The 12884-nt window shown below is 61.1% G+C and carries 11 protein-coding genes; 7 read left to right on the top strand and 4 right to left on the bottom strand.

What is annotated here, in order from left to right; all coding sequences use genetic code 11:
- The first annotated feature begins 46 nt into the window (after positions 1 to 46).
- Together ACSQ2W_RS14875 and ACSQ2W_RS14870 are read left to right on the top strand one after the other, a co-directional pair.
- The gene (locus ACSQ2W_RS14875; RefSeq protein WP_436086943.1) at positions 47 to 682 is read left to right on the top strand and encodes a LysE family translocator; all 636 of its coding nucleotides are present in this window, start codon (positions 47 to 49) and stop codon (positions 680 to 682) included.
- Positions 683 to 798: 116 nt separating this feature from the next.
- On the top strand, positions 799 to 1743 hold the full coding sequence (locus tag ACSQ2W_RS14870; RefSeq protein ID WP_436086942.1) for a transglycosylase SLT domain-containing protein: 945 nt from the start codon (positions 799 to 801) through the stop codon (positions 1741 to 1743).
- Positions 1744 to 1785: 42 nt separating this feature from the next.
- On the opposite strand, the gene ACSQ2W_RS14865 is transcribed toward ACSQ2W_RS14870, so the two are convergent.
- Positions 1786 to 3135 (bottom strand): serine hydrolase domain-containing protein, encoded by a 1350-nt coding sequence (locus ACSQ2W_RS14865; protein ID WP_436086941.1) that lies wholly within the window; start codon positions 3133 to 3135, stop codon positions 1786 to 1788.
- A gap of 340 nt (positions 3136 to 3475) precedes the next feature.
- On the opposite strand from ACSQ2W_RS14865, the gene ACSQ2W_RS14860 reads away from it, so the two are divergent.
- The 4 genes from ACSQ2W_RS14860 to ACSQ2W_RS14845 all read left to right on the top strand — a co-directional run bounded on the left by ACSQ2W_RS14860 (position 3476) and on the right by ACSQ2W_RS14845 (position 7746).
- Positions 3476 to 4726, top strand: a complete 1251-nt coding sequence (locus ACSQ2W_RS14860) for a DUF3419 family protein (RefSeq protein ID WP_436086940.1) — start codon at positions 3476 to 3478, stop codon at positions 4724 to 4726.
- Positions 4723 to 5391 carry a class I SAM-dependent methyltransferase gene (locus tag ACSQ2W_RS14855; RefSeq protein WP_436086939.1) on the top strand — a complete coding sequence of 223 codons (669 nt, stop codon included), beginning with the start codon at positions 4723 to 4725 and terminating at the stop codon, positions 5389 to 5391. The genes ACSQ2W_RS14860 and ACSQ2W_RS14855 overlap by 4 nt, the downstream gene beginning before the upstream one ends.
- Positions 5392 to 5609: 218 nt before the next feature.
- A complete protein-coding gene (locus tag ACSQ2W_RS14850; RefSeq protein ID WP_436086938.1) occupies positions 5610 to 6413 on the top strand; it encodes a glycoside hydrolase family 25 protein in 804 nt (267 codons plus the stop codon).
- Between the two features lie 124 nt (positions 6414 to 6537).
- Complete coding sequence (locus ACSQ2W_RS14845; RefSeq protein ID WP_436086937.1) at positions 6538 to 7746, top strand: lytic murein transglycosylase; 1209 nt, start codon at positions 6538 to 6540, stop codon at positions 7744 to 7746.
- Here the strand turns inward: ACSQ2W_RS14845 and ACSQ2W_RS14840 are convergent.
- Positions 7733 to 9049: a cation:proton antiporter domain-containing protein gene (locus ACSQ2W_RS14840; protein WP_436086936.1), complete on the bottom strand. Its 1317-nt coding sequence runs from the start codon at positions 9047 to 9049 to the stop codon at positions 7733 to 7735. The genes ACSQ2W_RS14845 and ACSQ2W_RS14840 overlap by 14 nt on opposite strands.
- Before the next feature lie 183 nt (positions 9050 to 9232).
- Between ACSQ2W_RS14840 and ACSQ2W_RS14835 the strand changes: the two genes are divergently transcribed.
- Positions 9233 to 10168 carry a DMT family transporter gene (locus ACSQ2W_RS14835; protein ID WP_436086935.1) on the top strand — a complete coding sequence of 312 codons (936 nt, stop codon included), beginning with the start codon at positions 9233 to 9235 and terminating at the stop codon, positions 10166 to 10168.
- Between the two features lie 630 nt (positions 10169 to 10798).
- Here ACSQ2W_RS14835 and metF read toward each other — a convergent pair.
- Together metF and ACSQ2W_RS14825 are read right to left on the bottom strand one after the other, a co-directional pair.
- A complete protein-coding gene (metF, locus tag ACSQ2W_RS14830) occupies positions 10799 to 11722 on the bottom strand; it encodes a methylenetetrahydrofolate reductase [NAD(P)H] (RefSeq protein ID WP_436086934.1) in 924 nt (307 codons plus the stop codon).
- Between the two features lies 1 nt (position 11723).
- Positions 11724 to 12752, bottom strand: a complete 1029-nt coding sequence (locus tag ACSQ2W_RS14825; protein WP_436086933.1) for an ArsR/SmtB family transcription factor — start codon at positions 12750 to 12752, stop codon at positions 11724 to 11726.
- Positions 12753 to 12884: the final 132 nt, after the last annotated feature.

The raw sequence follows: 12884 nt of genomic DNA, 5'->3' as shown, positions 1-12884 counted from the left end.
CATGGCTTCCTCGATGGAACGCCACGTCCAAACGGAGCCTTTTTTCATGTCGATCGAGCATTGGCTGGCCTTCGTCGTCGCCTCGTCCATCCTGCTTGCGATTCCAGGCCCGACAATCCTGCTCGTCATCTCCCATGCGCTGGGCCATGGACGCACTGTTGCAGGTGCCACGGTTGCCGGTGTCGCTCTTGGCGATTTCACGGCGATGACCGCCTCGATGCTCGGCCTCGGTGCACTGCTCGCCACTTCGGCCGCAATTTTCACGGTTCTGAAGTGGGTGGGCGCCGCCTATCTCATCTGGCTCGGCATCAAGCTGTGGCGCACGCCGATCGCGGCCGAGGCCACTGACGGGACGATGGCGGTTCCCGTCGAGCAACCCTTGCGGATTTTCCTGCACATGTATGTCGTCACCGCGCTGAACCCGAAAAGCATCGTCTTCTTCGTCGCCTTTCTGCCGCTGTTTCTCGATCTCAGCCGTCCGCTGTTTAGCCAGATGCTGATCTTCGAAACGACATTTCTGGTGCTCGCCGCGGCCAACGCAACGGCCTATGCGCTGATGGCCTCAGTCGCCCGCAAGACGATTCGAAAGCCGAAGGTTCAGGCCATCGTCAACCGGACGGGCGGCTCGCTGCTGATCGGCGCAGGCCTTGTGACAGCGGGCCTGCGGCGCGCCGGCGCCTGAAAAGGCATCCCGTGCTTGCGGTTCCCTGCCCCATCAGTTAATGAAGTTTTGCACGGGGCGGCTTTCGGCTGCTGATTTGCAAGGGCTGCGGGGCCTGACAGCACGAAAGCGACAGCATGGCTAATTTCCGTTTTTCCGTTTCAAAACCGGCTGTTACGGCTTGCACTCTGGTCTCGGTGGCGCTTGCCGGCGGATGCTCGAGTGTCGAACGAACACCGATGGAACAGCTGATGGCGGTGCAGACGGTGACGCCGCTGCCGAAGCCCGGAACGGAAATGACGGCTTACGCTTTGCCGACCCCGGATGGCGCAGCGACCGCGACGGCCGCGGCGCTTGCGGCCGAAACCGCGATGATGACGCCCGGCGAGAATCCGGCCGTGACGAACGGCGCCACCACCGACCCGCTTGCCACGCCGCAGGCATCGACAACCGTTCAGGCGGCAACGCCAAGCGCCTTGCCGCAGACCGCAAACGCCATGGTCGCTCCCGCCGCCAACCAGACCGCAATGGCGAGTGCGCCTCAGATTCCCGAAGGCATGGTCATGGCCGCGATGGAATCGGATTTCGACACCGGCGAACCAGTCGGACTGGAAACCCTCGTCGCAAGACGCATGATCGTACCGGTGCAGAAGCCTTCGATGGCCGAGAAAGTTCTGTCCGCTCCGCAGGCGGTGCTTGCTTCACTGACCACGGAGAAGCCGACCAGCTCGCGTCCTGAGCTCGATCGCCTGATCGCTTACTACGCCAAACTCAACAATATTCCGGAAGAGCTGGTGCATCGCGTCGTGAAGCGCGAAAGCACCTATAATCCGCGCGCCTATCATGCCGGCAATTACGGCCTGATGCAGATTCGCTACAACACGGCCAAGGGCCTTGGTTACGAAGGTCCGGCCGAAGGCCTCTTCGATGCAGAGACCAACTTGAAATATGCAACGAAGTATCTGGCAGGCGCGTGGATGGTCGCCGACAACCAGAACGACGGCGCCGTCAGGCTCTATGCCAGCGGCTATTATTACCACGCCAAGCGCAAGGGCCTGCTTGAAACGCTGGGCATGAAATAAAGCCTCTCAGTCAGCCAATATCACGGATTTCTTCAGCGGCGGTCAATTGACCGTCTCAGCTATTTTCGCCTCCAGCATGCGCACGTCATAGCGCAGGCTCGACGGCGTGAGGCCCAGGCGAACGACGGCAAGCCCAATGGATGGGGCCAGCATCAAGGTCTGCCCGTCATGGCCCTGCAGCCAGTAGGCGTCCGAAGGCAGGGGCGGCCCACCATCCTTTCCGAGCTTCGTCCAGACATGCCCTGCCCCATAGCGCCCGTTTGATGCCTTTGTCGGCGTGCGCATGAAGGTAACAAAGTCCAGCGGCAGGATCTGCTCACCTTTCCAGTTGCCGTTTTGCAGCAGGAAGAGGCCGAATCTGGCCCAGTCCCGCGCCGTCGCATACATGTAGGAGGAGCCGACGAAAGTGCCGTGCGCATCCGGCTCCAGCACCGCGCTTGTCATGCCGAGCGGCCGGAACAGGGCCGCACGCGGAAAGGTGAGTGCCTCGCGGAGGCTGCCGAAACTATCCATCCAGAGCCGCGAAAGAATCGTCGACGTGCCGCTGGAATAGCTGAAGCGTTCTCCCGGTTGCGCCTCGAGCGGTTTCGACGCCGAGAAGTTCGCCATGTCCCCCTCGAGGAACAGCATCCGGGTGACGTCGGTCACATCGCCATAATCCTCGTTGAACTGAAGACCGCTCTGCATGGCCAGAAGATCGCCGAGCTTTATCTGGTTGCGCGGGTCGTTTCGCCATTGCGGCAGAAGCTCCGTTCGATCGAGCGCCATCTGGCCATCCCTGATGCGCAAGCCGATCAGCGCCGCCGTCACCGATTTGGTCATTGACCAACCGAGCAGCGGCGTGCCGCTGTTGAAACCTTCGCCATAACGTTCCGCGACGATCCTGCCGTCCTTGACGACGACAATGGCGCGCATGCCGGGTCCGGCAAGCTGCGGATCCGTCAGCAGTGTCTGCACCGCAGGATTGACGTTCGTGCCGCTACCGTCGGGCCAGGGCTTCCCCTCATCCGATTGCGGCGGCCTGCGGCGAAGCTGCCGGTTGCCCGGAAACGCCGCAAACTCGCCTTCGGTGACATTGGTGCATCCAAGACCCTCGCGGTAGATGGCATGGCCTGGAGCCGCAAAGCCGAACATGCGGGCGGTGACCGCCTTGCGGGTTTCATCGACCGATAGGCGCACTAGGCGCAAAAGAGGATGACCGGGCGCCTGAACATCGTCGGCGAGCACCGCATCGGCGTCGCGGCCAGCTATGAAAACACTGGAGCAGACGATCTTGGCGGCATAACTGTCACCGACGCGCAACAATTCGGGCGGCATGACCACCAGCCAGCCGGCGATCGCCGCAACGGCAACCGGCATCGCGCCCGCGAGCCACCACAATCTTCTGCGCATACGCACCGCCCCTGCTTCGCCACCGCCACAAAAACAGGATTCCATGTTTTTAGGAAGGGTTTATGGCAATCACTTTGGCGCGATAAATGTTTCTAACCTATTGATCGTGCCGCGACCTTGGCCGCTTCACACCGCAGAATGCAGATCACATCCTCTGCTGAAACCGGATGGGAATCAAAAAGGACCTTTGACGTCGTGTTCGGGCCGTCGGGAGATGGCTCAGCCAACATGCGCAAACTCAACCGATTTTTATGAACGAGAAATTGCATCAGCCATCCGTCATCAAAGTGTAGCGGACTCGTCTTAGAAGCCTTCCAACTTCAACAGATGGCAGGCTGACATGACCGATCTCGCCCCCGATGCAGGCTATGGCAAAAAGAACCGCAAGCTCAAGACCGCTCTGCTCCAGCATAAGGCGCTGACCGTCGACGGTTTGTCGGAACGGCTTTTCGGATTGCTTTTCACCGGTCTCGTCTATCCGCAGATATGGGAGGATCCGGCTGTCGATATGGAGGCCATGCAAATCCGGCCGGAGCACCATATCGTCACCATCGGTTCCGGCGGCTGCAACATGCTCGCCTATCTCTCCGCCGCCCCCGAGCGCATCGACGTCGTCGATCTCAATCCGCATCATATCGCGCTCAACCGGTTGAAACTTGCGGCTTTCCGGCACCTGCCCGGCCACGCGGACGCCGTTCGCTTCCTTGCCCGGCACGATATTGCCAGCAACGTCCAGGCCTTCGATATGTTCCTCGCGCCCAAGCTCGACACCGCTACGCGCAGATACTGGAACAGCCGCAGCCTGACGGGTCAGCGCCGTATCCGGGTTTTCGGCAGGAACATCTATCGTACCGGCCTGCTTGGCCGCTTCATCAGCCTCGGTCACCTTCTGGCGCGCTTGCACGGCGTCGATCCGGCCGAACTCACCAATGCGCGCTCGATGCGCGAACAACGGCAGTTCTTCGACGAGCGGCTGGCGCCCCTCTTCGATCGGCCGGTCATCCGCTGGATCACCAGCCGCAAGAGCTCGCTGTTCGGGCTTGGCATTCCGCCGCAGCAGTTCGACGAACTCGCGAGCCTAAGCGACGAAAAATCGCTCGCAGGAGTGCTGCGCCAGCGCCTGGAAAAGCTCTCCTGCCATTTCCCGCTGAAGGAAAACTATTTCGCCTGGCAGGCTTTCGCGCGCCGCTATCCGATGCCGCATGAGGGCGAACTGCCCGTCTACCTGCAGGCCAGCCGTCACGAGACGATCCGCAACAATGCCGAACGCGTCCATGTGCACCACGCGAGCTTCACCGAACTTCTGGCGAAGAAGCCGGCCGGATCCGTCGATCGCTACGTTCTGCTCGATGCGCAGGATTGGATGAGCGACCGCCAGCTCAATGATCTGTGGACCGAAATTACCCGGACCTCGGCAGAAGGTGCGGTCGTCATCTTCCGCACCGCGGCCGAAGCCAGCATCCTGGAAGGCCGTGTGTCGCAGGCCCTGCTCGGTCAGTGGCACTACGATAAAGACAAGTCGCAGGCCCTGAACCTCAAGGATCGCTCGGCCATCTATGGCGGCTTTCATATCTACAGGAAAACGGCATGACGGCGATCGATACCGGCGTAAACACCACCCATGCCGAGCGCATGGACCGGATGTACCGCACGCAGCGGCATTTCTACGATCTGACCCGCAAATACTATCTGTTCGGCCGCGACACGCTGATCCGGGAACTTGATGCGCCGATCGGCGGCCGTGTGCTTGAAATCGGCTGTGGCACCGGCCGCAATCTGGCGCTGATCGGACGGCGTTTTCCGCAGGCGCGTCTGTTCGGGCTCGACATCTCGGCTGAAATGCTCGTTTCGGCCGAGGCGAAACTCGCCAAACCCGGACGCACGAGGACGGTTCTGCGTGTCGCCGACGCAACCGATTTCCAGCCTTCGGAATTCGGCGAAACCGCCTTCGACCGCATTGTTATTTCCTATGCGCTGTCGATGATCCCGGACTGGGAAAAAGCAATCGACGCCGCGATTGCAGCACTCAATCCCGGCGGTTCGCTTCACATCGCCGATTTCGGCCAGCAGGAACGCCTGCCGCACCTGTTCCGGCGCGGGCTCCAGGCCTGGTTGAAACGCTTTCACGTGACGCCGCGCGAGACGATGGCGACTGTGCTCAGGCAGAAGGCCGAACAGTTTGGTGACATGGTCGAGCATCGCCCGATCGGCCGCGGCTATGCCTGGCTCTTTGTTTACCGCCGCCAAGTGAAATAAGCGGGGTAAGCTCCGCGCAACGATCCAGCTCTATAGGATCGGCCGCAGACCCGCACCTACTTTCGGCTCTGCGGTGCAGCTTTGACAATTGCTGCTTGAAACTAACGCAATTTTTACGATGATATGATGGAAATGAGGTTCACGCCTCCCGGGGGATTCACATCAGCGGATATCATCGTGTGAGGCATCATCGTCGATCGTTTCAGAACGGGAACCTCATGCGCCGGCTTTTTCTGGCTCTACTGCCTATTGTGACGCTCCTTTCCGGCTGTACGTCGACAGATTACGATCTCGTTTCCACCGCATCGATCCCGCCCCGATTCCAGGACAAGGATCCGCAGGATTTCGGCGCACGCACGCCGTATAATCACAATATCCATGGCGTCGATGTCTCGAAGTGGCAGGGCGATATCGACTGGGTCAAGGTGAAGGGATCCGGTGTCTCCTTCGCCTTCATAAAGGCGACGGAAGGCAAGGATAGGGTCGACACACGGTTCAACGAATACTGGCAGCGCGCCCGCGCCGCCGGCCTGCCCTATGCGCCCTATCATTTCTACTATTTCTGCTCGACGGCCGACCAGCAGGCCGACTGGTTCATCGCCAATGTGCCGAAGAGCGCGGTCTATCTGCCGCCGGTTCTCGACGTCGAATGGAACGGTGAATCAAAGACCTGCCGCTACCGGCCTTCGCCGCTGACCGTGCAGACCGAAATGAAGCGCTTCATGGACCGGCTGGAGCAGCATTACGGCAAGCGCCCGATCATCTACACCTCGGTCGACTTCCACCGCGACAATCTGGTTGGCCAGTTCAAGGACTATCACTTCTGGGTCCGTTCCGTCGCCAAGCACCCGACGCAGATCTATCCGGAGCGCCGCTGGGCCTTCTGGCAATATACCAGCACGGGCGTCATCCCCGGCATTGACGGCGATGCCGACATCAACGTCTTCGCCGGATCGCCCAAGAACTGGAAGAACTGGGTGACCGCCGTTTCGAAAGCGCGCGAAAAGATCGCGAGTGAGTAACCAGGCGCGGTTTTCTTCTTTCCGCCCCATTGCCGTGCGACAGCGGCTTTCATAATTTCGCGACAACCGCGGCTCTTTTTCGGGCCGCATACGGCCGGTCCCGGCCCGACAACAAGGACTTGCGATGACACGCGGTACCCTGCGCTCCGTTCTTTCGATCGGCTTCCTCACCTTTTTGACCTCGTCTGCCCTTGCGCAGCAAACGACCACGCCCGCAGCCCCCTGTGGCGGCGACCTCGCTTCCTTCCTGCAAGGCGTCAAGGCGGAAGCGATTGCCAAGGGTATCCCGGCAGAAGCAGTCGATCGCGCGCTCGCTGGTGCTGCAATTTCCGAGAAGGTGCTGAGCCGCGACCGGGCGCAAGGCGTCTTCAAGCAGAGCTTCACCGAATTCTCCCAACGCACCGTCAGCAAGGCGCGTCTGGATACGGGCGCGAAGAAGATGAAGGAATATGCCGCAGTCTTCGAACGGGCGGAAAGGGAATTCGGTGTTCCAGCCCCGGTGATCACGGCGTTCTGGGCGATGGAGACGGATTTCGGCGCCGTTCAGGGGGATTTCAACACCCGCAACGCGCTCGTGACGCTGGCGCATGATTGCCGCCGCCCGGAAATGTTCCGCCCGCAGCTGATTTCGGCGATCGAGATGGTTCAGCACGGCGACCTTGACCCGGCAACCACCACTGGTGCCTGGGCCGGCGAAATCGGACAGGTGCAGATGCTGCCGGAAGACATCATCGCTCAGGGCGTCGACGGCGATGGCGATGGCCATGTGGACCTCAAGCAAAGCGCGCCGGATGCGATCCTGACGGCCGCGAAATTCATCAAGAGCCTCGGATTTACCGCCGGCCAGCCATGGATCCAGGAAGTTGTCCTGCCGGAGAACCTGCCCTGGGAGAAGACCGGCTTGCAGTCCGGCATGACCGCCGGCGACTGGTTTGCACTCGGCGTCAAGCCGCGCGACGGCAACACCGCGTTTGCGCAGCTTACCGCCTCGGTCGTCATCCCGCAGGGACGCCACGGCGTCGCCTTCATGACCTATCCGAACTTCAACATCTATCTCGAATGGAACCAGTCGTTCATCTACACGACTTCGGCCGCCTATTTCGCCACCCGGCTCGCCGGTGCACCTCCTTACGAGACGCGCACCCCTGAACAGGGATTAAGCGACGAGGGCATGAAGGCCCTGCAGGTGAAACTTCAGACCATGGGCCACGATGTCGGCAAGATCGATGGCATCCTCGGTTCCGGTACGCGCACGGCGCTGCAAAAGGAACAGTTGCGCCTCGGCCTGCCCGCCGACGGTTGGGCCACGGAAGCGGTTCTCAACGCTCTTTAACATCGGTCTCGCGCTCGCTGTGCAAACGCGCCTGCCGCCGATGGTGGCGGGCGAGCCGGAACGCGCGGTAACGCAGCCGGAGCGACCAGCGGGCGTCCGCAAGTGCTGCCCCTCCTTTCGATACCTCGCTCAGTTCACGCGCATAGGCGACCGCGAAAGCCTTGCGGTAGGTCGAGAGATGTTCGGAAGCGGTGTTCTCCAGCCGGTGCATCACGCTGACCCACAACGGCGATACCAAGAGCGTGACGGCGGTGACGGCGATCGCCACCTTGTAGGTATCGAACTGCAGCACGCCGGCGCTCAAGCCGGCAGCCGCCAACACGAAGGAGAATTCGCCGATCTGTGCCATCGAAAGGCCGGCAATCAGCGCGATCTGCGGTGACGATCCGGTCTTTCTCAGCAGGAAGATGTTGAGCACCGTCTTGGCGGCGATGACGATCAGCGCAGCACCCAGCACCGACCAGAAATTCTCTCCTATGAAGGTTAGGTCGATCAGCAGGCCGATCGACAGGAAAAAGACCACCAGCAGCACGCTCTGGATCGGCTCGATGACTGGGATGACGCGGCTGCGCAGGGTGGAATTACCGATGACGATGCCAGACAGAAAGGCGCCATAAGCTGGCGACATGCCGGCAAGACCGGAAATCGCAGCAGTGCCGAAACAGACGGCAAGGGCGCCGAGCGCCAGTATCTCGACCTTGTCCTCGACCGCCTCGCTGTACGGAATCCTGAGTTTCCCGTGCCGGCCGAACCACCACAGCAAGGCGGCGAGAATGGCGATGGCGATCAGCATCTTGACCACGATCGTGCCGATACGCACCTCCTCACCGCCCAGGCTCGAGACCAGGATCAGCATGGGCACGACCGCGATATCCTGGGCAATCAGCACGCCGACGGCGATCCGCCCGGTTTCGCTGCGCAGTTCGCCCATGTCCTCGAGCATCTTCATGGCAACGACGGTGGAGGACATGGCGATGACGAAACCGAGGATCAGCCCTTCCGCCAGGCTTGCCCCGGTCATCAAGGCAATCAGCCCGGCGGCCGCGATGGCGGCGATAACCTGACCGCCTGCGACGAACAGCGCCTGGCGCAGGCTGAGCACGAACGCCTTGATCGAGAGTTCCATGCCGATGAAGAACAACAGGACGACGACGCCCATCTCGGCCAGCAGCGTGACGTTGCCGCTGGAGGAGATGAAGCCGAAGCCGGTTGGCCCAAGCGCGACGCCGGCCAGGATGAAGCCGACCAGCGGCGGCTGGCGCAGACGCAGGAAACCCAGCCCCAGCAGTGCCGCAACCGCCACCACGATCGCGATCGAGATAAGCCCCTGCCCGTCATGCGCGGCAGCAGCGATGGATTGTGTCGTCAGGGGCTCCAGCGGATCGTCCTCGTGTCGATGGCTAAGTTCAAGAATCAGGTGGATAAATCCCGCCCAAAACCTTAACCCTCGCTATGTTCCGAATGAGGCAGGGGAAGGTCAAGTCGCATGCACGCAAGAACGGACGGTTTGCAGCACCGGATGACACTGGCCACCTGGGGCCTTCTGGCGCTGCTCGGGCTGATCTGGGGCAGTTCATTCTTCTTCGCGCGCATCGCCATCCAGCATGTACCGGCCCTGACGCTCGTTCTCCTGCGGGTGGCGCTCGCGGCTCTGGCCCTGCACGTCTATGTCTTTGGCCGCTACGACATCTACCGCGAGCTTAGAGCCCGCTGGCCGCAATTCCTGCTGCTGGGGCTGATCAACAACGCCATTCCGCATACCTTCATCTTTCTCGGCCAGACGCAGATCGGCGCGGGCCTCGCCGCCATCCTCAACGCGACGACACCGGTCTGGACCGTCTTGATCGCCAATGCGCTGACGCATGACGAGAAGCTGAACCTTTCCAAGATCGCGGGCTGCCTGCTTGGCCTTGCCGGAACGGCGGTTCTGATCGGCCCAAGCGCCCTGCCCGCGCTGACGACGTCGGGCAGCAACATTCCGCTCTGGGCATTGCTCTTTCCGCTGATCGCGGCAATCAGCTACGGTTTTGCCGCAACCTACGGCAAGCGTTTCAGGAGGGTGGCGGCGCCGGTGACCGCGGCCGGGCAACTGACCGCATCGACGCTGATCATGCTGCCGCTCTCGGTGATCATCGACACGCCCTGGCAATTGCAGGTGCCACCGCTGACCTCCGTCCTAGCGGTCCTGGCCCTGGCGATGCTGTCCACCGCCTACGCCTATATCCTGTTCTTCCACATCATGAGCCGCGCCGGCGCGACGAACACCTCGCTGGTGACGCTGCTGGTACCGCCAAGCGCAATCCTGCTCGGTTTCCTGTTCCTCGGGGAAACGCTTGAACTGACAGACATCGCCGGCATGCTGCTGATTGCCGCCGGACTGGTCGTTCTCGACGGCCGTATCCTACCTGGCCGTCTAACCTGAAGGCACCGGAATCGGAACTGTCCGCGCGGAACGCAAATGTGTCTTTTCGGTCACTCACGGCGCATTTCAGTGCGTTACATTAACCAGATCGAAGACATTATGAAAAAAATGTGGCAGCAGATAAAATCTTTTTTAACCAGCAGGTTAGGCCTGTGCATAACCAATTTTTAAGCTTCAGGTACTGCAGCGCAGCATAACTTTTCCTTTCACCCGTGACATTTTCACCCTATGTTTCGTGCGTTAACGCAAGGAGGGCCGGTTATGGGAATAGCACATTCGTTGAATGTCCTCATGATAAGTGCAGCGTTCGTTTTCGTAGCAACCATGCTTTTCATCTGAAAACGTCAGGCAACAGTCCAATCGGTAAAAAGGACTATAATACCGTAAATCAATTGCAGCATGATCGAGCAGGTTAGTGGCTCTACCGAGCACTGCGAAGCGAGACTGCCAGACAAGCAAAGCCCTTGAAGCCATGCGGTCTCAAGGGCTTTTCTGTTGGCACGTCACCCCATGGGTCGCCACGATCTTCGTTTTCGGCCAGGAGAGGTTCGCAGCCTCAACGCCGCCGGAAGCGACGAGAAACCGGCCGAAGGTGGTTCACCCTTGGGTTCCTATCATCGATCCCTGGCGTCAGGCCGCCGCGCCCGCCGCACGAGACGGAACGGCCGCGGACGTCTCCCGCTGGAATCCGACGAGATCGCAGACGGCGGCGACGAGCGGCGACCGGTTCATCGTGTAGACATGGAAATCACGGATACCGCGCCGGGCGAGATCGACGATCTGTTCGGCAGCGATGTGGGTCGCTTCCTTGAAGCGTTCCAACGGGCTCTCGTCGAGATGGATCAATCGGGTGACGATCGCCTCCGGAACCCGCGCGCCGCACAACCCGGCAAACTTGCTGACCTGCGCCAGGTTGTTGATCGGCAGGATACCCGGAACGACGGGGATCGTGATGCCGGCGCGCCGCACGCGTTCGAGGTAGCGCTCGAAATCATTGTTGTCGAAGAAGAACTGGGTGAGCGCCCGCGTTGCGCCGTTGTCGACCTTGCGCTTCAGCATATCGATATCGGTGACGACGTCGGGGCTTTCGGGATGCTTTTCCGGATAGGCGGAAACGGAAATCTCGAAATCGCCTCTTGCCCTGATCGCGGCGACCAGAGCCGCCGCGTTTTCATAACCGCCAGGAAAGGGCTCGTAGCGGGCGCCGATCCCGCCCTGCGGATCGCCACGCAAGGCCACGAAATGCCGCACGCCGCCATCAATGAACTCGCTGACAATCGCATCCACCTCGTCCTTGGCCGCGCCGACGCAGGTCAGATGCGCGGCCGTGTTCGGAAAACCGTCGTGGATCATCCGCCGCACGGCCGTCAGGGAGCGCGCCTTGGTGGAACCGCCCGCGCCATAGGTCATCGTCACGAACGCCGGGTTGAAGGCGGCGAGATCCTCGACAGTCTGGAACAGCTGCGTTTCCATCTCGTCATTCTTCGGCGGGAAATATTCGAAGGAGAGGCTCAGATTGCCGCGTTCGGCCGGGTAAAGGGTGTGTATCGGCATGTCAGGTCCTCCCGGCATAGGCTAGGGCTTTGCCGCCCTCTGATAACTCGGCAGTGGCGGCCTGCCGCTTGTCTCGGGCAAGCCATATGGTCACCGTCAATTGCCGGTCTCGGTCCTTTTCCGGAGCAAGATCGACGACCTCTTCGACACTGAGCCCGGCCTTTTCCAGCCACTCCGCCATGGTCTGGCGCGAAAAGCCGAGACGCATATGGGCATGATCGTCGCGCAGATACTCCAGCGTGTGCGGGGCGAGATCGATGATCGCCAGCCGGCCGCCGGGCGACAGCATGCGGGCAGCCTCCACAATGGCCGCCTCCGGCTGCTGCAGGAAGTGCAGGACCTGATGGATCGTCACCAGATCGAACTGGCGCCCGTCCAGCGGCAGGTTGAAAATATCGCCATGCCGGATCGATGCCTTGGTGATGCCGGCACGATCCAGATTGGCGCGGGCGACGGCCAACATGTCACGGCTGGCATCGACGCCGACGCCGCGCCGGTAGAGCCCCTCGAACAGTTGCAGAATACGCCCGGTGCCGGTACCGAGATCAAGCAGTCCATCGACCGGTTCAGTGCCGACGACCTTTTTCAGCGCAGCCTCGACGTCCGCCTCACTGACATGCAGGCGGCGCAATTCGTCCCATTCGGCGGCATTGCGGCTGAAATAGGCCTGCGCTTTCTCCGAGCGCGCCTGTTTCAGCGCCATCAGCCGTTCTGCATCGCGCGTCAACACCGCATCCGAGACGTCGGAAGCGGCGAGCAGATCACGCACCAGCGCGACGCCCGCGCCCTCGCCCTTCAGACGAAAATAGGCCCAGGCGCCCTCCTGGTAACGATCGATCAGCGCGACTTCGGCGAGCAGTTTCAGGTGGCGGGAAATTCGCGGCTGCGATTGGCCGAGAATTTCAGTAAGATCGGTGACGGTCAGGTCGCCGGCGGCCAACAGGGCAAGAAGACGCATGCGCGTCGGCTCTCCCGCCGCCTTCAGGACGTCCACCAACGCGTCCAGTCCAAGCCCTTGCTCTCTCGCCATCATCATCCTCATCAACACATAAAGATATGTTTATGTGATTTTCGCGAGTGCTGCAAGATGAAATGTGACGCCATGCCGCAACGTCCACAAACGGAAAAGGCGGCCACAAGAGCCGCCTTTTGATCGACAGGT

Origin of the sequence: Pararhizobium sp. LjRoot255 (genome assembly GCF_964252905.1) — a bacterium.
Taxonomy (GTDB): domain Bacteria; phylum Pseudomonadota; class Alphaproteobacteria; order Rhizobiales; family Rhizobiaceae; genus Pararhizobium.
This window is presented reverse-complemented; position numbering and strand designations above follow the sequence as displayed.